The following is a 23,636-nucleotide window of genomic DNA, read 5'->3' on the forward strand; positions in this document are numbered from 1 at the left end:
AAAACAACTATTTTTGCACTCGCTAAAATAAGCTCATATGCGTACAAAATCTATTAAAAAAAACAAGATAAATGTTGTTACTTTAGGTTGCTCTAAAAACATTTACGACAGTGAAGTGTTAATGGGGCAATTAAAAGCTAATGGAAAAAACGTTGTACATGAAGATGAAAATGATGAAGGAAACATTGTTGTTATAAATACGTGTGGATTTATTGGTAAAGCAAAAGAAGAATCTGTAAACACTATTTTACATTATGCACAAAAAAAGGAAGCAGGTGAAGTTGATAAAGTTTTTGTGTCAGGTTGTTTAAGTGAACGTTATAAACCAGACTTAGAAAAAGAAATACCAAATGTAGATCAATATTTTGGCACACACGATTTACCTAATTTATTAAAAGTTTTAGAGGCAGATTATAAGCACGAATTAATTGGAGAACGTTTAACAACTACTCCTAAACATTATGCTTATTTAAAAATTGCTGAAGGTTGTGATAGACCTTGTTCTTTTTGTGCAATTCCTTTAATGAGAGGTAAACATAGATCTACACCTATAGAAGATATTGTTACAGAAGCAGAAAAGTTAGCAGCTAATGGTATTAAAGAAATTATGCTTATAGCTCAAGATTTAACTTATTATGGTTTAGATATTTATAAAAAAAGAGCTTTAGCTGAGTTATTAGAAGCCTTAGTTAAAGTTGATGGTATAGAATGGATTCGTTTGCATTATGCTTTTCCTACAGGGTTTCCTATGGATGTTTTAGAAGTGATGAAAAGAGAGCCAAAGGTTTGTAACTATTTAGACATTCCATTACAACATATTAATACTGAGTTGTTAAAATCGATGAAAAGAGGTACAACTCATGAAAAAACAACTGCATTAATTCATAAATTTAGAGAAGTTGTTCCTGAAATGGCTATTAGAACTACTTTAATAGTTGGTTATCCAGGAGAAACAGAAGAAATGTTTCAAGAATTAAAAGATTGGGTAGAAGAAATGCGTTTTGAAAGATTAGGAGCTTTTGAATATTCTCATGAAGAAAATACTGGAGCTTATGTTTTAGAAGATGATGTACCTGAAGAAGTAAAGTTTAGACGAGTTAATGAAATTATGGAAATTCAATCTCAAATTTCATGGGAATTAAATCAACAAAAAATAGGTAAAACATTTCGTTGCTTATTTGATAGAAAAGATGGTGCTTATTTTTACGGAAGAACTGAATATGATTCACCTGATGTAGATAATGATGTTATTGTAGATGCTAGAGAGCATTATGTTAAAATAGGAGAATTTGTAGATATTAAAATTTATGATGCAGGAGATTATGATTTATATGGAATTCCTGTTTAAATTATTACATCTGTATAAATAGATACAAAAAATTATTAAAAATACGTCTTTTGACGTATTTTTTTATGATATTAATTTTTTGTAATATTGTTTTATATTAACTAAACTTTTTTAAAAATGAAAAAAATTGTATTTATTTTCTCAATGTTTTTAGCTTTAACAGCTTTTGGTCAATCTAGTGCAATAAAAGTAAACCCAGTTGGTTTAGCTTTTGGTGTAGCAAATGCTGGATACGAATTTTCTACAAGTGATAGTCAATCAGCTACAATATCTGGTTTATACTATGATGTTTCTGGTATTAGCGGTTTTGGTGTAGGTGCTGAATATCGATTTTACTTTGGAGGTGAAGCTTTAAAAGGTTGGCATGCAGGACCATCATTAGGTTATTTATCTTTAGAGGACGATTTTAATACTTCAGCAAGTGTATTTTCTTTTGGTGGAGAAGTTGGTCATCAATGGGTATGGAATAGTGGTTTTTTAGTTGATGTCTTTGCAGGACTAGGCTTTGCGACTGGTGGTGATAATTTAAATGGATTAGATTCTACAACTATAGGTATAGGTGTATCACTTGGTTATGCTTGGTAAAAAAACTATACATAAATAAAAATCCACTCAAAAATGAGTGGATTTTTTTTATTTTAAAACATCTGAGTTTAGTAAGAAAACTGCATTCACAAAAAAGAGTTTTCCATTGTCCCAAAAAGATCTAAATAAAGGATTATCAACCATATAAACAATACTTCCTCTACCTTTTCTTTCTTCGCCAAAAAGTAAAGTTTCTGGTAATTTTTCTAATACATTTTTACCAGCAAAACCAGAAACATTTGTTGTTTCTAATGGTAAGTAAGCAACATTATACCCACTATTTAAATAATCATAAGCAGAGCTACTTCTTTTTAAGGTAAAATATTCGTTATGATACCCAAAACCTAAAGGATGAGTAGTATCTACTTTACTTTTAAATATTGCACCAGCAATTAAATTAACAGCGCTTTCTCTTTCTAAATTTGCATATGGTGTTAAGTTTGGTTCTTTTTCATCTTCATTTTCAGATTTTTTTCTTTTTAAAGCAAACTCTTTATTGTCAGCAAAACTTCGTAAAGCATTATCTATAGCAATTAAAGTACCTCCAGATTGTACCCAACTTTTAAATTTGTCTAAAGTAGATTTATTCAACACACGACTATAATAGCCATTTGGTAAAATGATAACATCAAAATTTGAAAAGTCAACTCTTGAAAAATAATCCGAATCTAAAATAGTAAGTGGATATTTTAATTCAGTTTCAAAGAAATGCCAAATTTCACCAAAACTTAAGGAACTCGTTCCTTCTCCTGAAAGTACTGCAACTTTTTGCTTATTAATTGGTTTCACTGAATATGATCCAAAATCTAAGCCTTTATCTACAAAACCAGTAGAAACTGATGTAAGTTGTCTAAAATTTTTATCTGCAATTTTAATTAAAGTTTCATCAAAACTTTTATTTCTATTGTCATTTCTTAATATTATAAGACTTCCTCTTTCAAAATTATTTCCATTTAAAGTAAATGGTTTTTCAGAGAATCTAGGCACAATATTATTTTTTAATAATTCAGCTAAAAAAGTAGCGTCATTTAAACTGTTCCATTTAGAAATGTATGCGTAAGCAGCAATATTAATTTTATTATCGATTGAAAAGTTTTCATTTTTTTCAGTTGAAGCTACTTCATTTTTAGAAGCAACTGCTTCAAAACCATGAGCATAAGGTATAGACCAAGCAGTAATATCATATGTTAAAGAATCTGATAATTTAGCTTTTGGTTCAAATAAAACTTTAACCATTTTACCTTTTGGCTGATTCGTGTTAATCACTAAATCTTTAGAATTAACATCTAATTTACTTTCTTTTTGAGTTGAATAAACATAACCTTTTACAGATCCATCTTTAGCACTTGCATATTTAATTTCGTGTTTGTCTAGTAAAACTTTTAAACGGTTTATTTTATCTTGATTATCATTTTTAACAACAAAACTTTTGTATTCTAAATCATCATTCACAAAAAACTTTTTAAACTCAGTATTTAATTGTTCAGCATTTTTTGATGATATCTCTACAGTAGACAAACCTGTTGTCATATGATGAATTGCTCTGTCTTTTAGAGTAAGTACTTCTCCTTCATCAGTTTTTATGCCTAAACCAGCTCTTCCATGTCCAGCTTGTTCGTATGTCATACCTATAGCTCCCATAAAAGTTGGGTATGTATCACCATAACTTGGGTATAATAAATCAAAGCTTTCTTTGGTAAAATATAACCAACCTTCTGCATCAAAATACTTAGCATGGTTTTTTCCAATTTGTGTTTGAAAATCGCGTTGCCAATCAGAAATAATTTCATGGAAAGGTTCTGCTGCAGGTGCAAAATAATAAGGACTATTAATACCTTGTTCATGAAAGTCTACATGAATATGTGGCATCCATTTATTATAAATTTTAATACGTTGTTGAGATTCAACTTGTGTAGCCCAAGCCCAATCTCTGTTTAAATCAAATAAATAATGATTTGGTCTTCCTCCTGGCCAAGGTTCATGATGTTCTTTAGCATCTTGGCTAATATTAAAAGGTGTACTTTTTACTTGGTTATACCAATTCACATATCTGTCTCTTCCATCAGGATTTATACAAGGATCCATGATAACTACTGTGTTTTCTAACCAAGCTTTTTTAGTGGTTACCAATTCATAAAGTGTTAGCATTGAAGCTTCTGTACTTGAAGCTTCATTACCATGAACATTATAACTTAGCCAAACAATTGCTTTTTTGTTTTCTTGATTTCCTTCTAAAATACCAGTTTGAGAAAGATTTGCTTTTCTGATAGCTTCTAAGTTATTAATATTTTCTTGAGAAGAAATGTATGTAACATACAAAGGTCTATGCTCATTTGTTTCACCATATTTTTCTAATTTAACATTAGATAATGTGTTAGAAACATATGTAAAGTACTCAACTACTTTATGATGTCTTGTAAAACGAGAACCTATTTCGTAACCTAAATATTCTGAAGGTGATTGTAAGTTTTGTGCTAATAAATTTCCTAAAGAAACAAAAGCAAGAAGAATAAATAACTTAATTTTCATGTAACTAATTTAGAAGTTTCTCAAAAGTAAGCATTTATTACTATTCCTTAAAAAGTTGAATTGTTGATTGTGTTAAATATTTGTTAGCGTAATTTCAGGTTTTTACCAAGCTATAAAATAGTTGTATTTTTATCAAATAATTATTCTTACTTAATGAGTTCTAAAATAGAATTAGATTGTAAATTTAAAAGTGTTATTTATTTATGAAAGTAACACAAATTCCTTTTAAAAAAACAGGTTTTTTCTCTGATATAATGATAGATTATCTTGAGGAAAATTCAAGGTTAAAACCATTTTACAATAATTTTCCTAATGCAAAAGGTTTTTACAATCAAATAGAAGAGAAAAAGAAATCATTTAGATTACAAAATAGAATTGTATTATCTGATGCTCTGCAAAATCAATATAAAGGATTTGCTATTTCTGATAAAACTCAAGAAAATATAGATTTATTAAAAAAGCAAAACACCTTTACTATTACAACAGGTCATCAGCTTAATTTATTTACAGGTCCTCTATATTTCTTATATAAAATTATTTCTACAATAAATTTAGCAGAAGAATTATCTGAGAAGTTTCCAGAAAATCAGTTTATACCTGTGTATTGGATGGCTACAGAAGATCATGATTTTGATGAAATTAACTATTTTAATTTTGATGGTAAAAAAGTACTTTGGAATAGAAAGGATGGAGGAGCAGTAGGTCGTTTTTCAACTGAAGGATTAGAACAAGTATTTAATGTTTTTACAGAACACTTAGGTAATTCTAAAAATGCAGAATACTTAAAAGAATTATTTTCTAGAGGATATTTACAACATAATAATTTATCAGACGCAACTCGCTTTATTGCAAATGAGCTATTTACTGAATATGGTTTAGTAATTATAGATGGTGATGATAATTCTTTAAAAGAACAATTTACCCCTTTTGTAAAACAAGAATTAGAAAATCAAGTTTCTTATAAAGAAGTAACTAATACAATTGCTAGATTAGAAGAGAATTATAATATTCAAGTTAATCCAAGAGAAATAAACCTTTTTTATTTAGGTGATGATTTTAGAGAACGCATTGTTTTTGAAGATGACGTTTATAAAATAAATAACACAGCATTAGTTTTTACTAAAGAAGAACTTCTTTTAGAATTAAAAAATAATCCAAAAGCATTTTCACCAAATGTTATTATGCGTCCTTTGTACCAAGAAGTAATTTTACCTAATCTCTGTTATATTGGTGGAGGAGGAGAGCAAGCTTATTGGTTAGAGTTAAAATCTTATTTTGATGCTGTAGAAGTTCCTTTTCCAATTTTATTATTAAGAAACTCTGTACAGGTTTTATCTGAAAAACAGGCTAAAAAGTTATCAAATTTAAATATTACTAAAGAAGAAATATTTTTAAATCAACATGAATTATTATCAAAAAAGGTAATTGAAAATTCAGATTTAGAATTCTCTTTCAAAGACAAAAAAGAGTTCTTACAAAAGCAGTTTTTAGAGTTGAAAGAGGTTGCCACAAAAACAGATGTCACTTTCTTAAATGCTGTAAGTGCTCAAGAAAGAAAACAAATAAAAGGTTTAGAAAATTTAGAAAAAAGGTTATTAAAAGCTGAAAAGAAAAGACAAAATGACTTGATAGAGCGTATCATAAAACTCCAAAATAGTTTGTTGCCAAATCAATCTTTAGAAGAACGTCAGCGCAATTTTTCTGAATATTATTTAGAGTATGGAAACACTTTTATAAAAACTTTAAAAACTGTTTTAAAACCTTTAGAGTTAGAATTTACAATACTAGAATTGTAATGAAAGACAAAGGTTTACACCCCAAAAATAAATTTAATAAAGGGTATGATTTTAAAACGTTAATATTACAAAACCCTTTACTTAAAGAGCATGTTTTAAAAAATAAACATGAAATTACAACAATTGATTTTTCTGATCCAAAAGCTGTTAAAGAGCTAAATAAAGCCTTACTTTTTTCTTACGATAAATTATCTGTTTGGGATTTTCCAGATGAAAATCTTTGTCCTCCAATTCCTGGCAGATTAGATTACATTCATCATTTAGCAGGTTTATTATCAAATGAAAAAAATATTAAGATTTTAGATATAGGTACAGGTGCAACTTGTATTTATCCATTACTTGGTGTTTCTGAATATAATTGGGATTTTGTAGCAACTGATATTGATTTAGATTCTTTAGATACAGCACAAGATATTATAGATGACAATGGTTTACATCATAAAATTGAATTACGTCAACAATTTGATGAACAGCATATTTTAAAAGGAATTTTAGAAAAAGACGATACTTTTACAGCGACAATGTGCAACCCTCCTTTTTACAAGTCAGCAGAAGAGGCTAGAGGAGCAAATAGAAGAAAATCTAGGAATTTAGGTAATAATGCTGTTAGAAATTTTTCAGGTAATCATAATGAATTATGGTATATTGGTGGTGAAAAAGCTTTTTTGCACACTTACTTATATGAAAGCTCTTTATTTGCCTCTAAAAGTATTTGGTTTACAAGTTTAGTGTCAAAAAAAGAAAATGTGACTAGCTTAGAATCATCCTTTAAAAAATTAAAAGTTGAAGAATTTAAAGTAATACCAATGCAACAAGGTAATAAAGTAACTAGAATTGTTTGCTGGAAATTTTAACCTTTAAAAGTTCTCTTTTTAAAAACCATCTCCCCTTAAGATTAAAAATTTATTATTTTTAGAATTTTAGATTATATAGATTGAAAAAATATATTTTATATACGATTATCTGTTTTGTTTTTTGTTTTTGTACTTCTCAAAAACAAGAGTTTGATATTACAAGAAAAAATATAAATAATAAAGTTAATGAAGCTTATCATCTAACTCAAGAAGACAATTATGAAAAGTTAATACCTGTTTTGTTTTTTATTGATAAGAATAAAATTCAATTTAAAGATAATTGTTTACAAGCTAAGGTTACCTATTTGAGAGCTGCAAAAGCTTATTCTATATTATCTACTAATGAGCAAAAAGAATTTAGTAAACAAGCAATTGAAAAAGCTAAATATTGTGGTAATAATAAGCTAATATCATTAAGCTATAATCTACTTTCGATAGCTTATTACAGAGAGAATAATCTAGAAAAATTAAAAGAAAATGTTTTAAAAGCTATAGAATTTGGAGAAAAAGAAGATAACTATGTTTTTTTAGTAGATGCTTATTATAATTTAATTCAATATTATATAAAATTTCAAAATTGGGGTAAAGTAAGAGAATTTTCTCAAAAAGGAATTAATGCTATAAAAACATTTAATGAAAAGAAAAAAAGACTAAAATTCTTTACAATATTTTGTGCAAAGTCTCATATTGAAAAAGGTGATTTTGATTTAGCAGTAACTGATTTAGAGGAAGTAATTGCTATTGCTGAAGAAATAAAACCTGAAGATAAAACTGAATTTGCAAAAACATATAGAGATGTCTATAGGACTTACAGTCAATTAAATAGAAAAAAGGAAAATTATAAAAAAGCAAATGAATATTTGCTTTTAGTAGATTCACTATCTGTTTTAATTGATAAAGATTTAAATTCAAAAGTAAAAGATTTATTATTAAATGAAACTAATCTTAATAAAAAACTTATAGAGGTTAATAAAAAGATAATTAATAGTCAAAGAGTTTTTATTGGTATAGGTATAGTTTTTACAATTTTTATATTATGGTGTTTGTTTAAAATTAAAAACTATTCAGATAGGCTAAAAAGAACTTTAAAAAAGGAAGAACAATTAAATAATGAACTTATCTTAAAAAATGATGATTTAGCAGAAAAAAATAAAAGAATTGAAAGGTTGCTACATCAAAATGATAAGCTATTACTGTCTAGAACACTAAAAATGTCTACATTAAAAGACGCCATTCAAAATGTTTCAAAATCTATAGAAAAGCTAGTTGAAGATAATGATAAAGTTAATAGCTCTGAATTATTGTTTTTAAACCGTAATTTAAATGATGTTATTTCTGAAACTGAGCTTTGGGAGGAGTTCAAGACTGAGTTTGAAAAAAGTAACCCAGAATTTTTTATAAAGTTATTAGAAAAAGCACCTAATTTAACTATAACAGAACAAAAGCATTGTGCTTATATGTCTTTAAATATGAGTGCAAAAGAAGTTGCTAGTTTAATTAATATATCTCCAAGAAGTGTTGAAACTGCTAGGTACAGAATCAAGAAAAAACTAGATATCATAGATAATACTCTATCAGAATTTTTACAAGAAATATAAAAAAAGCCATCTATAATAAGATGGCTTATTTTTACTATAAAAAGTGGAGGACTATAATCAAAATTCTTATACAAATTTAAAACTGTTTTAGACACTTATTAGGTTATGAAGTATTATTGAAGTAGTAAAAGCAGCTCTTTTAACATTTTAATTTTAAAACGCATATTAATTTAAAAGGCTGTAGTATAAATGAAGTATACGTAAAATTAAAAATTACTTATATTCTATTAATTTGCTTTTTGTAATTAAGTATTTATTGATAAACAATATCATCAATTTTATATTTTTTACAAATAAAGTGTAAAATATAATAAACTAGCATATGCACAAATACTAAACAAAGAAAAGCATAAAGAGGTACTCCAAAAATTTGATAAGGCCAATAATACGTCCAAACTCCTAATTGTATTGTAATGACTTCACCAAAAGCTGGTAATATAAGTGCCAAAATTATAGCTAAAATTATTTTATTTTTTTGTTTTTGTTTAAATAGATAAGGAATTAAATTTTTCTCAAGTTTATACAAGTAATGAAAAGCTAGCATCCAAGCAAAAGGCACCCAAAGTGGGATTTCTCTACTAACTTCATGATATTCCCAATAACCATTATAAACACCCCAAGTTTCTCCAATAATACCACCAAAACCTGTTAATAACATGCCAATTAAAAGTACCCAGTTTTTGTTATTTTCTGGCTTAATTATTTCTTTATAAACATTATAAAATATTTTTAAAACAAGAAGTAAGGCAATTATTACATCAAATTTTTTAAGTAAACCAATAAGCATGCCTGCAATGATAAGTTTACCTAATGCTATTAAAATTTCTTTAAAAAATACTTTTTTATTTGTAATCAAAGTTCTTTTTCTTTTATCAGTTTTTGATATCTTTTTTCATTGATTGGAAATTCAATAAAATATATAATTAGAAAATACAATAAAAAAGTGGTTATAAACATTACTAAAAATTTAAATGAGTACAATCCTTTAAATCCAAAGTTAGTCCATCCTAAAATTAAAGAAAGAGGAACAGAAAAAAATGAAGTATTAATAATATAATACTTTAATTTTTTTTCTCTTTTTTTAGACCAATACTCTATAAACCTTTTGTTTAGTTTGTTGTAATGATTACTATTATTCATTTTTTAAAAATATAAAAACGTTTTAATTAATTCTTACTTATCTTTTAAAAAAATGTATTTTTAAAAAAAAGAATCATTTGTATTGAAAAATAAAAAAAAACTTATAAAATATTCAGTATATTTTTTTTCTGTACTACTAGCTATTTACTTGATTTCTAGTTTTTTTGTAAAGCAAAAAATAGAAAAAAAATAGAAGAACTAGCCTTAAAAAATAAGGTTAGTATTACAACAACTACAAAAATCAATTTATTACTTGGAGATTTTTCTTTTTTAGATGTAAAAATTGAAAAGGATAGCTTTTCTATACAATCTAAATTATTGAAAATAGAAGATATATCTTATTATCATATTCTGTTTAATAAACAATTATCTAAAACTAATCTAAAAGTTATAGAACCTCAAATTTTGGGAAAAATTGCTGACTTGAAGATTGATAATACTAAAGTAAAAGATAGCTCTAAAACAGCATTAAAAAATATTACAATCAATCAAATAGAGGTAATAAATGGTTTTGTTCATTTATCAAATGCGAATAATAAAGATTTTAAAGTTAAATCGTTTGATTTAAAAATAGATAAACTTACGAATAGAAATGAGAATCATAAGTTTCCTTTTTCTTATGGTAATATATTTTTTAAAGCAGATAGTGTCGATCAACAAGGGTCTATAATACAGCAGTTAAAAATTAATAATGTCTCATTAAAAAATAATACGCTTACTATTTCAAAATTAGCTTTACAACCTTTAAAACCTAAAAATAATTACATTAATTATGTAAAGGAAGAAAAAGATTTATATGATATAAATCTAGACTCTTTAAAAATTGTAAATATTGACATAACAAAAAAAGAAAAATATGCAATTGCTGCAGACTCAATAAATATTTATCATGGTGATTTTAATATTTATGCAGATAAAACTAGGTTTTTAAACTCAAAAAAAATAAAAGATTTATATAGTAAGGCATTAAGAGAGCTTAATTTTTTAATATGTATAAATCAATTAAATATTAAAGATTCTAAACTTACTTATGAAGAACTTTTAAAAAAAGAAAATAAACCAGGACTTTTAGTTTTTGAAAAATTAAATGTTATTACAAACAAAATTGATAATAGTACTGATAATACTAATAAGCAAGTTATAATTATAGATACAGAATTTATGGGCAGTTCACCTTTACATGTAAAGTATGAATTTAGAATTCAAGATGTTTCAGATAATTTTAGAATAAGAGGTACATTAAAAAATGTTACTTCAAAAAATATGAGTTCTTATATTTCACCAGCATTAAATGTATCTATGGATGGTTTTATAAATAGAATGGATTTTGATTTTGAAGGAAACAATTGGTCATCAAATGGTAAGTTTGATGTTATGTTTAAAGACTTTAAAGTAAAAATAAATAAGAAAAAGAAAAAAAATAAGTTTTTAAGCTGGTTGGCTAACGTAATAATAAAAGATACTTCTAAAAATGGACTAATTACAGTTGATGTTAAAGAGGTTAAAAGAAATCAAACGAAATCTTTTTGGAATTTTTTCTGGAAAAATATAGAAGAAGGTTTAATAAAATCTGTTTTATAAAAAAAACCGAAACATTTTTGTTTCGGTTTTTTTAACTTAATTCATAAAGAATTATAAGTTTGGAATTTTTAATTCCTGACCTGGATGTATTACATCTGGGTTTTTTAAGATGTCTGTGTTAGCTTTAAAGATTTCTTGGTACTTCATAGCTTTTCCATAATAATGTTTAGCAATTCCCCCTAAAGTTTCTCCTTTTTCTACTGTGTGATAAGCATAAACAGAATCATCTTCTACTTTAATGTCAGCCATAATATCTGTAGGATTATCACCTCCCACTTTTTTTATTTCATCCCATAAAAGATTTTTTTCATATTGAGTTTTAGCAGTTCCCCAAACTTTTAGTTTACCATTTTCTTCTTTTACATTACCATCTTTAATGTTTAGTTTTTCTCCTAAATCTAATACACTTTGATATTTTGCTTTCATGTTAATATTTTTTAAGTTTTATATAAATTATCTTATAGTACGTCCATTTATTTCGTCTGTATAATATCCTTGTTGTGTTAAATCTCCATCTACTTCACCACCTAAATTTTCTTTTCTTCTTTGAAGGTAAATTTCTTCATAATCTTGTGTGTAGTGTGGTGAAGTAACAACATTTAAATCAAATTTAATTGTTGTAAAAACATCACCTTCTGTATTAGCCAAAATAGTCACAAAAAATTCTACATAACCAATATTCTTAGCACTATCATAATCTAATATTATATATCCAAAATCATCTTTACCAATAGAAGTTTCAGGGAAATCAATTTCTATACAGCCACAAGAAGCTTGTACATCATATATAATTAAAGGCTCATTACCTCTGTTGTATAACTGAAATGCTGCTGTTAATTCAGAGCCTCTTAAAATAGGGTAATAATGTCTTTCTGGATCAATAACCTCCATTTTAGTTCTTTTAACTCTATCTAAATCTGGTTTTCTAAAGTTACAAGAACTAGCTATTAGAACAAGGGTAATAAGCCAATATAAATTTCTCATTATTGTAAATTTACAATATTTTAATTAAAAATAATTTCATCACATGCCATAGCATTTTTACCTTCAATTTCAGCCCTATTAATTTTTATAAAAAAGCTTTCTGATAATTGATTTCTATCAAATTTACTTGGTAAATCTATAGTTATTTCTTTTGTGTCTAATTTTGAGTTATCTTTTTTTAATGTTATTTTTTTTAATTTTTTATTTTTTTTGTCTAAAATCTCTATAGAACTTGGATAAAAAATACGATGTTTTGTGTCTTGTAAAAAAGAAAATGTAATTTTAGTTGATTTCTCTATGTTTTTTCTATTTACTTCTAATTTTAAATCATCTATTGAGTTAATAAGCCAGTTTGTATTGTAATCTAACAAACCAAATGCAGCATCATTTAAAATAGATTTATCTTTATAGTCTTCGTCTAGATTAGAAATAACTTCAAAAGGTTTTTTATAGAAATAGTGTTTTCTTTTATGGTTTGTAAATATTTTTTTTCTCCAATTATTGATATATTTTTCTATACTAAAGCCTACTTCATTGTAGGTAGATAATTTAGAAGTTTTACTATAAATATTAAGTTTATCTAATAAAATACCAACTTCATTCTTTATTATAATTTCATCATTTTTTAAAACTCCATAACCAAATTTTCCTAAACCATAATCTCTCATAATTTCTAGTTTTAGAAAAGTCAATGCTGTTGCTAATTTTAAAAAATCATTATCATATTTATTAGATTCTACATGATTATCGAATTCATCATAAAAACTAAAAAAAACTTTTGGATCTAAATATTTTGCAGCAGTATTATTTATACCACTGTAAATACTAAGTTCTTTTTTATTATTTAAAAATGTATTTTCAGAAAAAATGTAAAAGTTAGTAAGTATATCTGAAAGTGTAGAAGCATATTTTTCATTAAAAAATAGTTTTATTTCTTTATCTAAATCTAATTCTGTGTTCCAAAGTAACTTTGATAACATTACAGATTTTAATTCTTGGAAAGTGCTATAATTGTACTCACTACCATGAATAAAAACACCTTTTACACCTAGTTTTTTAAAGTATTTAAGGTTTTTATGTGTAACTTTTAAAGAAGGGTAGAGATCAAAATAATTATCAAAATTAACTGCATAATCCCAAACGTAAACTTGATTTACGTAATTTGTCCATTTTTTAATATTGGTTTCAAATTTTTCGGCATACTTTGAGTCTTCTATTGGGATTCCTTTTTGTATGTCTATATTACTATAAAAAACTCCAGTATTTTTTTCTGGTTTAAAATTTGGTATGTCTTTTACTGTAATATAAGCTGTAGTAAAAAATGTAGATTTACGATGATTTTTCGCTAATTTGTTTAAGAAAGTAAATACTGCTGGGGCAGCATCTTTAGAGGTATTTCCAACTGATTTACATGTATTACAGGTACATACAAGATTATTATCATTTGGTAATATCATGTATTTGTTTAATGCAAAATCGCTATTATAAATTTTGTTAACTTTTTCGTTTACATATTTAAATAAACTGTCGCTTGTAAAACAATATTGATCTTCTATTCTTTTATTACCAACTTTTGCAAAAGCTGTTTCTGGTAATTTAATTCCTTTTAATATTTTAGGTAGATTATGACCCCAAATTCCCCAGTTCAATTCTAAATAGTCAGTTCTGTTCCAAACTCTAAATGCTGGTGAAAAATTAGTTGAAAAATAAGGTTCTCTATATTCAAATGATGGAGAAAAACATTTATTAAAAGTAAATGGAACTAATATTTCTGCTACTTGATCTTCTGCATCAAAAATTTTACTTCTATTATAATAGTTTAATTGGGTAAACTCTTCTAAAAAAGTTGTAATTCCAAAATATAAATCAGAAATCGTTTTTCCTTTAATTATAATGTTTTTATCCTTTTTATTGTAGCAAAAATTATCTTCTTGAGTTGGATCAACTTTTAAAGATATATAACTTAAATTTGGATTTAATGCATCACTTTGTTCAATGGTGAGAACCTGCCCAGTAACTTTTATAAAATTGTTAACAAGTAATTTAGATGCAATTATCATATCATTACCAGATGATAAAGGAATATTTACCCTTGGAATTATCTTATATTCTTTAGAATATAGACTTACATCTTTTTGTGCACAACAATTAAAGCTCAAAACTAGTACAATTATTTTGATAAATCTTTGAATCATAACTGAGGTAATTGAATTTCTTTAAAACTTTGTAATAATTGTTATTGATAAATTGTACTGATTTATAAAAAAGAAAGATCTACTATCTGTAATCGGACTTTTAAAATTTATCCATGAACCATTGACTAATAACATAGTCTTAGGAGATATATTGTAACCATAGCCAGCACCAATTAAAATATTTGAAAAATCTAAAAAGGCGGTTTCACCTTCTGGTAATTGATCGTTAAAAGGAGCACTACCAAAGGAGGCTATAAAACTAACATAATCTTTTCTTGGATTAACATTGATTTTTGATTGTACAGCAAAATTGAAATAATTAAACCTATTATCTCTCATCAAAGCTAATTTTGCATTTAGCCAAATGTCTTCCCAAGATTTTGATGCTCCAAGATTTAAGGTAATAAAATTAAAGTCGTTTTGTAGTCTTGAAAAACGTAAACCTGCTTGAGCTTCATAACCGTTTTTAAAACCTTTATAAGCATTACCATACACTATAAATTTTGGAAAAAATTTAGAACCTAAAAGAACACCAACATCTGCATAAAGTGTAGGATTAAATATTCTCGAGTAATTTACACCATATTGTAAGCCTACTCCAGATCTTCTTGCTGCATAATTTACTTCTGCACCAAATGTGTTTTTTTCATCATAAATATGACTGTAACTTAAACCAGCTAGAGAAGTACTAAAAGCTAATGAATCTGATGAAGCTTCAGTATATGTTCCTGCTAATTTATTTTTTAGTTTTGCTGCCTTTAAATAGCTAAGTGTTTCTTCCCACTGAATTTTTTCATAAGGATCTTCTACTTTTCTAAATTTTTGATAATAATAAGCAGAGTCATATTGTTTCATTAATTCAAAAACAAGTCCTTTTTTATACTTAATAAAAGTATCATCAGGTCTTTCTTCTAACCTTTTATTAATTTCATCTAATGCATCTTCATTAGATTTTTGCGATATATAAAGGTTAATCATTCTTTGTAAAGAATAAATTTGCTCTGGGTTTAAACTATCTGAAAGATGATAATCTGCTATGGCTTCATCAATTAACCCTTCATCCTCGTTAGTTTTACCTCTATACCAATAAACTTCTGCTAAAGAATTTTTTATTTTTCTATCGTATTTATATGTTTGTTTAAGAGTATCTAAGATAGCTATAGCTTCGTCATATTCTTTATTTAAGGCTAATAAACCAGATAGTTTTGTTTTGAAATTTTTATTATTTGGATAAAAACTCAATGCACTTCTACTATAATTTATTCCTTTTTGATAATCTGGTATTGCTGATGAAGCATTAATTGCAATATCTAACAACGTTTTATTATCATTATCTCTAGTCAAAGCTTCTTCTATAATAGGCAATACTTTAGAAAATCTTTTTTCTTTCATTAAATACACTGCATATGCTTCAGACTGTTCAACAAAAAGTGCAGGATATCTTTGATTTAATGGAAATTGTTGTTCTAAATCTCTTGTAATTTCTAAAGCATCATCATATAAATCCATTTTTTGGTAAAGCGTAGATTTTTTTATTAGAAATTCAGGATTATTAGGTTCTAATGCAATTAATTTATCTATTTGATCCATAGACTCATCAAAGTCACTTCTTTCTAAATAAATACCAAAAATTTGTTGTTCTGCTTCTTTAGTAAAATCTGGTGAAGATTTTAGTTCTTCAAAAATTGGTAATGCTAAAGCAAATTGTCTATTAGCAACATATTGTTTAGCTCTATCATACATTATTTTATTATAAGCATAAGTTACATCTGTATCTTGAGGAAATTTTTCATGAAGATTTAAAACGGCTTTTTCATAGCTTTCTGTTTCTAAAGTTGCTCTATAAAGCTCCATTTGCTTTATTAAATATTTTTTTGAATTTGGACTTCTTTTTAAAGCCTTATTTAAAAAGTACTCTGCATCAATATAATACCCTTTACCTAAAGCATTATTGATTACATAATCTAAAGCAACTGAATTACCACCAGTCTCAGCTAGTTTTTTATTAATTTCATAAGGGTCATTATACTCATTGTAATCTGCAGATTGTTGCATTAAATAGGGTAGAGTAGTGTTGTGTATGTCTGGAAATCTTTCTTTAGGGACATCAGGAGATTTTATAAATAAAATAGCTTCTTCATGTCTACCAAGCTTTTCTAATAAACCAATCTTTTTGTCTATTAATTCTCTATCAAAAGGCAATTCTTGTAGTGCTCTATTTGTAAATTGTAAAGCATATTCAGGATTTCCTTTTAATAATTCGTTTCTTACAAGACCTATATATGCTTGTTTATTTGTTGGGTCATTATCTATAACCGTTTTATAAACTTCGTTTGCATCATCATATCTTTTATTTTTTACAGCATCTACACCATCACCTAGCATTATGTAGTTATAGTCTCTTTGTATTTCTGTATCTTCTGGATATATTTGATATAATCTTTTTAAGGCTCTTTCTGCTTCTTGAAAATTACCCATTTCTTTATAAATGTTAATTTTTCTAAGCCACCAGCCTCTACTATAAGGTGTTATTTCTAGAAGTTCATTAACAAAACAAATAGCATCTGAATAACGCTTTGTTGTTTGCTCTATATTCACTAAATACTTTAAAACGTCTATATCTTTTCTTCTTTTAAGATAAACTTGTTTTAATACATATCTAGCTGTATCATATCTACCTAAAGCCATATTAGATCTACCTAACAATGTTTTTAAATCTAAATCATCAGGTGAAATTTGTAACCCTCTCCAGCTTAATTTAGCAGCTCTTGTAAAGTTTTGATCAGCCACCTCTTTTTTAGCTTCTTCAAAAAACATATCTGAAGAATCATATGTTTGTGCATAAAAATGATTTGTTAATGCACAGATAAATAAAAATAATATTGTTTGTTTAATCTTCATTGTAATAACTAAAGCTATTATGTTTTAATTGGCTCAATTTCATTTGAGTCCTTTTTATTTTTTAACCTATCAAAAATGCTCTTTCTTTTTGTGTTGTCACCTCCAGAATTATTTCCTTTATTTCCTCCACCTTTTTTATCATCTTCTTTTTCAAACCCTTGTCTTGTCATTGTTCCCCAAGCTAATTCTCGAGAAGTAATAAAACTAAAATATCCTTTTAATGAGAAAAACATGATTAATGGGTGATAAAGTATAGGCTCTATAAAAGCAGTTAGAAACAAGCTGATTACTTCTCTTGTGGTATTGTAATATTTAAAGGTCATTTGATCCCATATTATTACTACTGAAGATATCATAATTGCAAAAGTATATGAATACAATAATATTAGCGGAGCAAAATTCCAGTTTACATATCCATAAAATAATAAAAATATAGAAAATAAAATTCCAAAAGCTTCTATAATAGGAGCTAAGAATTCAAAAATAAAAATGTATGGAAATGTAATTAATCCTAATCTTTTATAGTTAGGATTAAATAAGATTTTTCTATGGTCTGTAAACATTTGAAATAATCCACTGGCCCATCTAGTTCTTTGCCTATTTAAAATTTGTAAGTTAGGTGGTCCTTCTGTCCAACAACAAGATAAAGGTATATAACCTATTTTATAATCTAGTCTATTGTTCATCATGTGAGCAGCCATACGTGTCATCATATCCATATCCTCAGCATGAGAATCTGCACCATAACCACCAGCTTTAATAGCGATTTCTTTATCAAACATTCCTAATCCACCAGATACGTTAGGTACTGAGTTTATTAACTCCCAGCCCATTTTACCTAATAAATAAGATCTAATGTATTCTAATTCTTGAAAACGTGGAATTAATGCTTTTGGAGGTCTAACTCTAGTAATTACTCCATCTTCAATGTCACAGTTGTTAGACATTCTTAAAGTTGCACCAACTGCTATTACCCTCTTTTTATCACTTAAAATGGGTTTAATCATTTTAGTAAGTGTATTCCTTGCTAGGATACAATCTACATCTGTATTTAAATAATATGGAAATACAGATGCATTTAATCCTGCATTAAATGCGTCAGCTTTTGTACCACCATTTTCTTTATCAATGACAGTAAGAATATCATATTTAGGATTCGTAGATTTAAATGTTCTTTTGTAAGGTTTTGTTTTTATTTTTTCTACGTAAGCAAAAGGAGCTTCAACGAGTTCAAATTCTTCTGTAAGTAAATCTAATGTTTTGTCTTTACTACCATCATTCACAATAATTACCTCAAATTTTGGGTAGTTTAATGTAAGTAATGATTTTACATTTACAATAATTGTTTTTTCTTCATTGTAGGCAGGTGCAATTACAGAAATACCTGGTGCTAAATCTGAATTAATTAATTCTTCGTCATCAATATCTGTATTGTAGCTCTTATATCTATTAATTGCAATAAAAGAAAATATGGCAAGTACGATGTAACTTAAAATCAATGAAGTTGCATAGAAAAAAATAAAATACTCATAAACTTTTACAAAAATCTCAAACATATATTATTTGTATTTTATTAAAGGAGTTTCTACGTGTTTTAAAATAGTTAAATCAAATCCTTTTAAAGAGTTTTTTAAATTTTGAAAAGCTATTCTACCTTCGTAACTATAATTTAATATTGATTCTGCAATAATTTTCTTTGTATCTGTATTATTAGATTCAGTAAAAATTTCTTGTAAAAAACGCAATGATTTTCCAGAGTTAAATTTTTGGATAGTTTTTACAATTGCAACTTGACAAATTTCTGGTTCAGTGTAATATCTATCGATTAAAGTTTGTTCTGTTTCTCTAATGTTTAACTCACCTAAAGTTGTAATAGCCTCTGCTCTTACTTTTGAATTGTCGTCTTCTAATTTTTCTATTAAGATTTCTTCAATACCTTTTTGTTGAAAATGACCAACCATTTTAATAAGGAAGATAACTAACGAGTCGTTTTTTGAATAGTTAATCCATTTACCTAATCCTTCTAAGTTACCTCTTTCATTTTGTAGTTTAAGATATTGCATTAACTCTATTTCATCCCATTTTGTAATATCTCCTTCAAATTCATCAAAAAATCGGTAAGGGTCATTAGAACTAAGTGCTAGATAAGAGTTTCTTGCTTCACTTCGTATTCTTCTATTTTTACTATAAGCGTATCTTAATACTTTTGCATCAAACTTATTAAGGTTTAAAACAAATGCTTCTTGAAAAGCATCCATTTTCTCACTATTTAAACGAGAATCAAACTTCCTTTCTAAATGTTCTATAATACCAAGTGCACTGATAATTAATTCGTAATTTTCAGATTCTCTATCATCATTTTTAAAATCTACCAAAACATTCACAGCAATATCTAAAGATTCTTTGTTAACATCTTCAACGATATCTTCAAAATTTTTATAAATCTCTGATTCTGTATAAATTTTATTGGTAAATAAAATGTCTTCAAAAAGTTTTTTAATTTCTGGAAGCGTTTCTTCTAATTTTTTTTGAATACGATTATACCTTCGTCTAATGGTCCAAATAGTAATCATTAAAGCCAAAGAAGAAATGATAAATACTAAAGTTAGTACTATCGTTATTTGTATGATTAAGGGAAACGTCTTTATCTTATAGATGAAAGAAAGAAACCACTCTATGAAACTCATTATTTAGTTTTATTACTTATTAAATATTTCTTTTGGGGGAAACACTTTATAACGTAACAAACTTAGGGTAAATACGTATAATTTGACTTAATTTTTCTACCAGTTGTAATAATTTATAGATGAATGACTTCATCATAGGCATCAGCAACAGCTTCCATTACTGCTTCACTCATTGTTGGGTGTGGGTGAATTGCCTTTAAAACCTCATGACCAGTAGTTTCTAGTTTACGTCCAAGAACAGCTTCTGCTATCATATCTGTAACTCCAGCACCAATCATATGGCATCCTAACCATTCTCCATATTTTGCGTCAAAAATCACTTTTACAAAACCATCTGGTGTACCAGCTGCTTTTGCTTTTCCTGAAGCAGAAAATGGAAATTTACCTATTTTTAATTCATAACCAGCTTCTTTAGCTTTTTCTTCTGTTAAACCAACAGATGCAATTTCTGGAGTTGCGTATGTACATCCAGGTATATTACCATAATCAATTGGTTCTGTGTGTAAACCTGCTAATTTTTCTACACAAGTTATACCTTCTGCAGAAGCTACGTGAGCTAATGCTGGTCCTGGAGTTACATCACCAATAGCATAATATCCAGGTATATTTGTTTGGTAATAATCGTTTACTAAAATTTTATCTCTATCAGTAATAATACCAACATCCTCTAGACCAATATTTTCGATATTTGTTTTAATACCTACTGCAGATAATAAAATGTCTGCTTCTAATATTTCTTCTCCTTTTTTAGTTTTTACAGTAGCTTTAACTCCATCACCAGAAGTGTCTACAGATTCTACAGAAGAATTTGTCATTATTTTTATGCCTGACTTTTTAAAAGAACGTTCAAATTGTTTTGAAATGTCTTTGTCTTCTACTGGAACTATATTTGGCATATATTCTACAATAGTTACTTCTGTACCCATTGTATTGTAAAAATGTGCAAATTCTACACCTATGGCTCCAGAGCCTACAACAATCATAGATTTTGGTTGACTTGGTAAAGTCATTGCTTGTCTATAACCAATTACTTTTTTTCCATCTTGTGGTAAATTTGGTAGTTCACGAGAACGTGCACCAGTTGCAATTATTATATTGTCTGCACTGTATTCTGTAACTTTACCATCTTCTGATGTTACATCAACTTTTTTGCCTGTTTTAATTTTTCCAAAACCATCAATAATGTCAATTTTATTTTTTTTCATTAAAAATTGAACACCTTTACTCATACCATCAGCAACATTTCTACTTCTTTGAATAACAGCATCAAAATCTTTATCAATAGCTTCTGCTTTTAAACCATATTCGTCTACATGTTTTAAATAATCATATACTTGAGCAGATTTTAATAAAGCTTTTGTTGGGATACACCCCCAGTTTAAACAAATTCCTCCTAAACTTTCTTTTTCTACAATAGCAGTTTTAAAACCTAGTTGAGATGCTCTAATTGCTGTTACGTAACCTCCTGGACCACTTCCTATAATGATAATGTCGTATTTCATGATTTTTTAATATATACTTTTTTACTGTATTTATTACAAAAATTTAAGCAATATACTCAAATTGACGAATAAAGACAAGTTGTTTTTACATTCTTTTTGGTACTTGAATTCCTAAAAGTGAAAATGCTTGTTTTATAGTATTTCCAACCTTTTCAGAGATTTGCACTCTAAATATTTTTTTGTCTAAATTTTCTTCTCCAAGAATTGATACGTTTTGGTAGAATGAATTAAATTCTTTTACTAAATCGTAAGTATAATTTGCAATTATTGCTGGTGAATAACTAGCAGCTGCTTGTTGCACAGTTTCTGGAAAAGCTTCTAATAACTTAATAATTTCTTTCTCTTTTTCGTGCAATTCTATAGCAACAGATTTTGAATAATCAAAATTTGCTTTTCTTAAAATAGATTGAATTCTAGCATAGGTATACTGTATAAAAGGACCTGTGTTTCCTTGAAAATCTACTGATGATTTTGGGTCAAATAAAATCCTCTTTTTTGGATCTACTTTTAAAATAAAATATTTTAATGCTCCTAATCCTATCGTTTTATACAATTCGGTTTTCTCTTCTTCAGAATAGCCATCTAACTTACCTAATTCTTCAGAAATATTTCTGGCAGTTTCTGTCATTTCTATCATTAAATCATCTGCATCTACAACTGTACCTTCTCTAGATTTCATTTTACCTGATGGTAAATCTACCATACCATAACTTAAATGATATAATTGTTTAGCCCAGTCAAAACCTAATTTTTTTAGTATCAAAAATAAGACTTGAAAATGATAATCTTGCTCATTACCAACAGTATAAACCATTCCACCAACATTTGAGAAATCTTTTACACGCTGAATAGCTGTACCTATGTCTTGAGTCATGTAAACTGCTGTACCATCTGAACGTAATACAATTTTTTCGTCTAAACCTTCATCTGTTAAATCGCACCAAACAGAACCATCTTCTTTCTTATAAAAAACACCTTTTTCTAAACCTTGTGCTACTACATCTTTTCCTAAGAGATAAGTGTCGCTTTCATAATACAATTGATCAAAATTTACGCCTAAGTTTTTGTAAGTAATATCAAAACCATCGTAAACCCAACCATTCATTTTTTTCCAAAGTGCAACAGTTTCTTCATCTCCAGATTCCCATTTTCTTAGCATTTCTTGTGCTTCAATTAAAATAGGTGCTTCTTTTTTAGCTTCGTCTTCAGTTTTTCCAGCAGCAATTAAATCAGCAATTTCTTTTTTATATTCTTTATCGAATTTTACATAGTAATTTCCTACTAATTTATCGCCTTTTAAACCTGTAGAATTAGGAGTTTCATTATTGCCAAATCTTTTCCAAGCTAACATAGATTTACAAATATGTATACCTCTATCATTTATGATTTGAGTTTTATACACTTGTTTACCTGAAGCTTTAATAATTTCTGATACAGAATAGCCTAATAAATTATTTCTGATATGACCTAAGTGCAAAGGTTTGTTGGTGTTTGGTGAAGAATATTCAACCATAACTGCCTTTTCATTTGCATTTGGATTTACAAAACCATAGTTGTTGTTTTTATAAATATCAGAAAAGAAATTGATGTAAAAAGAGTCATCTATTACAAGATTTAAAAAACCTTTAACCACGTTAAAATTAGTAACTTCTGCTACATTTTTTAAGATGTAATTTCCTAAATCGTCAGCTATTTGAGCTGGATTTCCTTTTTTATATCTCAATAAAGGGAAAACAACAACAGTAATATCGCCTTCGAATTCTTTACGAGTAGCTTGAAATTCAACTGAAGGAATTTCTATTTCATACAAAGCTAAAAACCCTTCTTTTACTTTAGTTTCTAGTATATTTTGAATATTCATCGCTTTGAAAAAATTAAGGAGCAAACTTACCAATTTTTACTGAAAAATGTAGTATTATTTATGTATTTTTCGCCT

At 27.1% G+C, this 23,636-nt stretch carries 16 protein-coding genes; 6 read left to right on the forward strand and 10 right to left on the reverse strand.

From position 1 onward, the window contains the following. The first annotated feature begins 37 nt into the window (after positions 1 to 37). Entirely contained in the window at positions 38 to 1,348 is a 1,311-nt protein-coding gene (rimO, locus tag ACFOWD_RS08805) for a 30S ribosomal protein S12 methylthiotransferase RimO (protein ID WP_298993726.1), read from the forward strand. Between the two features lie 117 nt (positions 1,349 to 1,465). Next, positions 1,466 to 1,933, forward strand: a complete 468-nt coding sequence (locus ACFOWD_RS08810; protein ID WP_377409869.1) for a DUF3575 domain-containing protein — start codon at positions 1,466 to 1,468, stop codon at positions 1,931 to 1,933. Positions 1,934 to 1,981: 48 nt separating this feature from the next. On the opposite strand, the gene ACFOWD_RS08815 is transcribed toward ACFOWD_RS08810, so the two are convergent. Continuing rightward, the gene (locus ACFOWD_RS08815; RefSeq protein WP_377409871.1) at positions 1,982 to 4,462 is read right to left on the reverse strand and encodes a M14 family metallopeptidase; all 2,481 of its coding nucleotides are present in this window, start codon (positions 4,460 to 4,462) and stop codon (positions 1,982 to 1,984) included. A 203-nt stretch (positions 4,463 to 4,665) separates the two neighbouring features. Here ACFOWD_RS08815 and bshC point away from each other — a divergent pair, with 203 nt between their 5' ends. The 3 genes from bshC (at position 4,666) to ACFOWD_RS08830 (ending at position 8,710) form a co-directional block, all read left to right on the forward strand. Then, on the forward strand, positions 4,666 to 6,258 hold the full coding sequence (bshC, locus tag ACFOWD_RS08820; RefSeq protein WP_377409873.1) for a bacillithiol biosynthesis cysteine-adding enzyme BshC: 1,593 nt from the start codon (positions 4,666 to 4,668) through the stop codon (positions 6,256 to 6,258). Continuing rightward, a complete protein-coding gene (gene rlmF, locus ACFOWD_RS08825) occupies positions 6,258 to 7,112 on the forward strand; it encodes a 23S rRNA (adenine(1618)-N(6))-methyltransferase RlmF (RefSeq protein ID WP_377409876.1) in 855 nt (284 codons plus the stop codon). Before bshC ends, rlmF begins: the two co-directional genes overlap by 1 nt. Before the next feature lie 80 nt (positions 7,113 to 7,192). After that, positions 7,193 to 8,710 (forward strand): helix-turn-helix transcriptional regulator, encoded by a 1,518-nt coding sequence (locus tag ACFOWD_RS08830; protein ID WP_377409879.1) that lies wholly within the window; start codon positions 7,193 to 7,195, stop codon positions 8,708 to 8,710. A gap of 253 nt (positions 8,711 to 8,963) precedes the next feature. Here ACFOWD_RS08830 and ACFOWD_RS08835 read toward each other — a convergent pair whose 3' ends face one another. Further along, positions 8,964 to 9,566, reverse strand: a complete 603-nt coding sequence (locus tag ACFOWD_RS08835; RefSeq protein ID WP_377409882.1) for a hypothetical protein — start codon at positions 9,564 to 9,566, stop codon at positions 8,964 to 8,966. 602 nt (positions 9,567 to 10,168) lie between these two features. Between ACFOWD_RS08835 and ACFOWD_RS08840 the strand changes: the two genes are divergently transcribed. Then, positions 10,169 to 11,431 carry a hypothetical protein gene (locus tag ACFOWD_RS08840; RefSeq protein ID WP_377409884.1) on the forward strand — a complete coding sequence of 421 codons (1,263 nt, stop codon included), beginning with the start codon at positions 10,169 to 10,171 and terminating at the stop codon, positions 11,429 to 11,431. Between the two features lie 51 nt (positions 11,432 to 11,482). Here the strand turns inward: ACFOWD_RS08840 and ACFOWD_RS08845 are convergent, their stop codons facing one another. The 8 genes from ACFOWD_RS08845 to argS form a co-directional block, all read right to left on the reverse strand. Next, positions 11,483 to 11,857: a LysM peptidoglycan-binding domain-containing protein gene (locus ACFOWD_RS08845; RefSeq protein WP_298993713.1), complete on the reverse strand. Its 375-nt coding sequence runs from the start codon at positions 11,855 to 11,857 to the stop codon at positions 11,483 to 11,485. A 27-nt stretch (positions 11,858 to 11,884) separates the two neighbouring features. Further along, complete coding sequence (locus ACFOWD_RS08850) at positions 11,885 to 12,415, reverse strand: DUF1573 domain-containing protein (RefSeq protein ID WP_298993711.1); 531 nt, start codon at positions 12,413 to 12,415, stop codon at positions 11,885 to 11,887. A 20-nt stretch (positions 12,416 to 12,435) separates the two neighbouring features. After that, positions 12,436 to 14,574 (reverse strand): DUF4838 domain-containing protein, encoded by a 2,139-nt coding sequence (locus ACFOWD_RS08855; RefSeq protein WP_377409885.1) that lies wholly within the window; start codon positions 14,572 to 14,574, stop codon positions 12,436 to 12,438. Positions 14,575 to 14,631: 57 nt separating this feature from the next. After that, positions 14,632 to 17,511 (reverse strand): tetratricopeptide repeat protein, encoded by a 2,880-nt coding sequence (locus ACFOWD_RS08860; RefSeq protein WP_377409887.1) that lies wholly within the window; start codon positions 17,509 to 17,511, stop codon positions 14,632 to 14,634. Positions 17,512 to 17,528: 17 nt separating this feature from the next. Then, positions 17,529 to 19,067 (reverse strand): glycosyltransferase family 2 protein, encoded by a 1,539-nt coding sequence (locus ACFOWD_RS08865; RefSeq protein WP_377409888.1) that lies wholly within the window; start codon positions 19,065 to 19,067, stop codon positions 17,529 to 17,531. A gap of 3 nt (positions 19,068 to 19,070) precedes the next feature. After that, complete coding sequence (locus ACFOWD_RS08870; protein WP_377409890.1) at positions 19,071 to 20,198, reverse strand: HEAT repeat domain-containing protein; 1,128 nt, start codon at positions 20,196 to 20,198, stop codon at positions 19,071 to 19,073. Between the two features lie 113 nt (positions 20,199 to 20,311). Beyond that, positions 20,312 to 21,700, reverse strand: coding sequence for a dihydrolipoyl dehydrogenase (gene lpdA / locus ACFOWD_RS08875; RefSeq protein WP_298993703.1), 1,389 nt, complete (start codon positions 21,698 to 21,700; stop codon positions 20,312 to 20,314). Between the two features lie 85 nt (positions 21,701 to 21,785). After that, on the reverse strand, positions 21,786 to 23,561 hold the full coding sequence (gene argS / locus ACFOWD_RS08880; RefSeq protein ID WP_377409892.1) for an arginine--tRNA ligase: 1,776 nt from the start codon (positions 23,559 to 23,561) through the stop codon (positions 21,786 to 21,788). Positions 23,562 to 23,636: the final 75 nt, after the last annotated feature.

The sequence above is a fragment of the Polaribacter marinivivus genome (assembly GCF_042651285.1).
In the GTDB taxonomy this organism is placed as follows: domain Bacteria; phylum Bacteroidota; class Bacteroidia; order Flavobacteriales; family Flavobacteriaceae; genus Polaribacter; species Polaribacter marinivivus.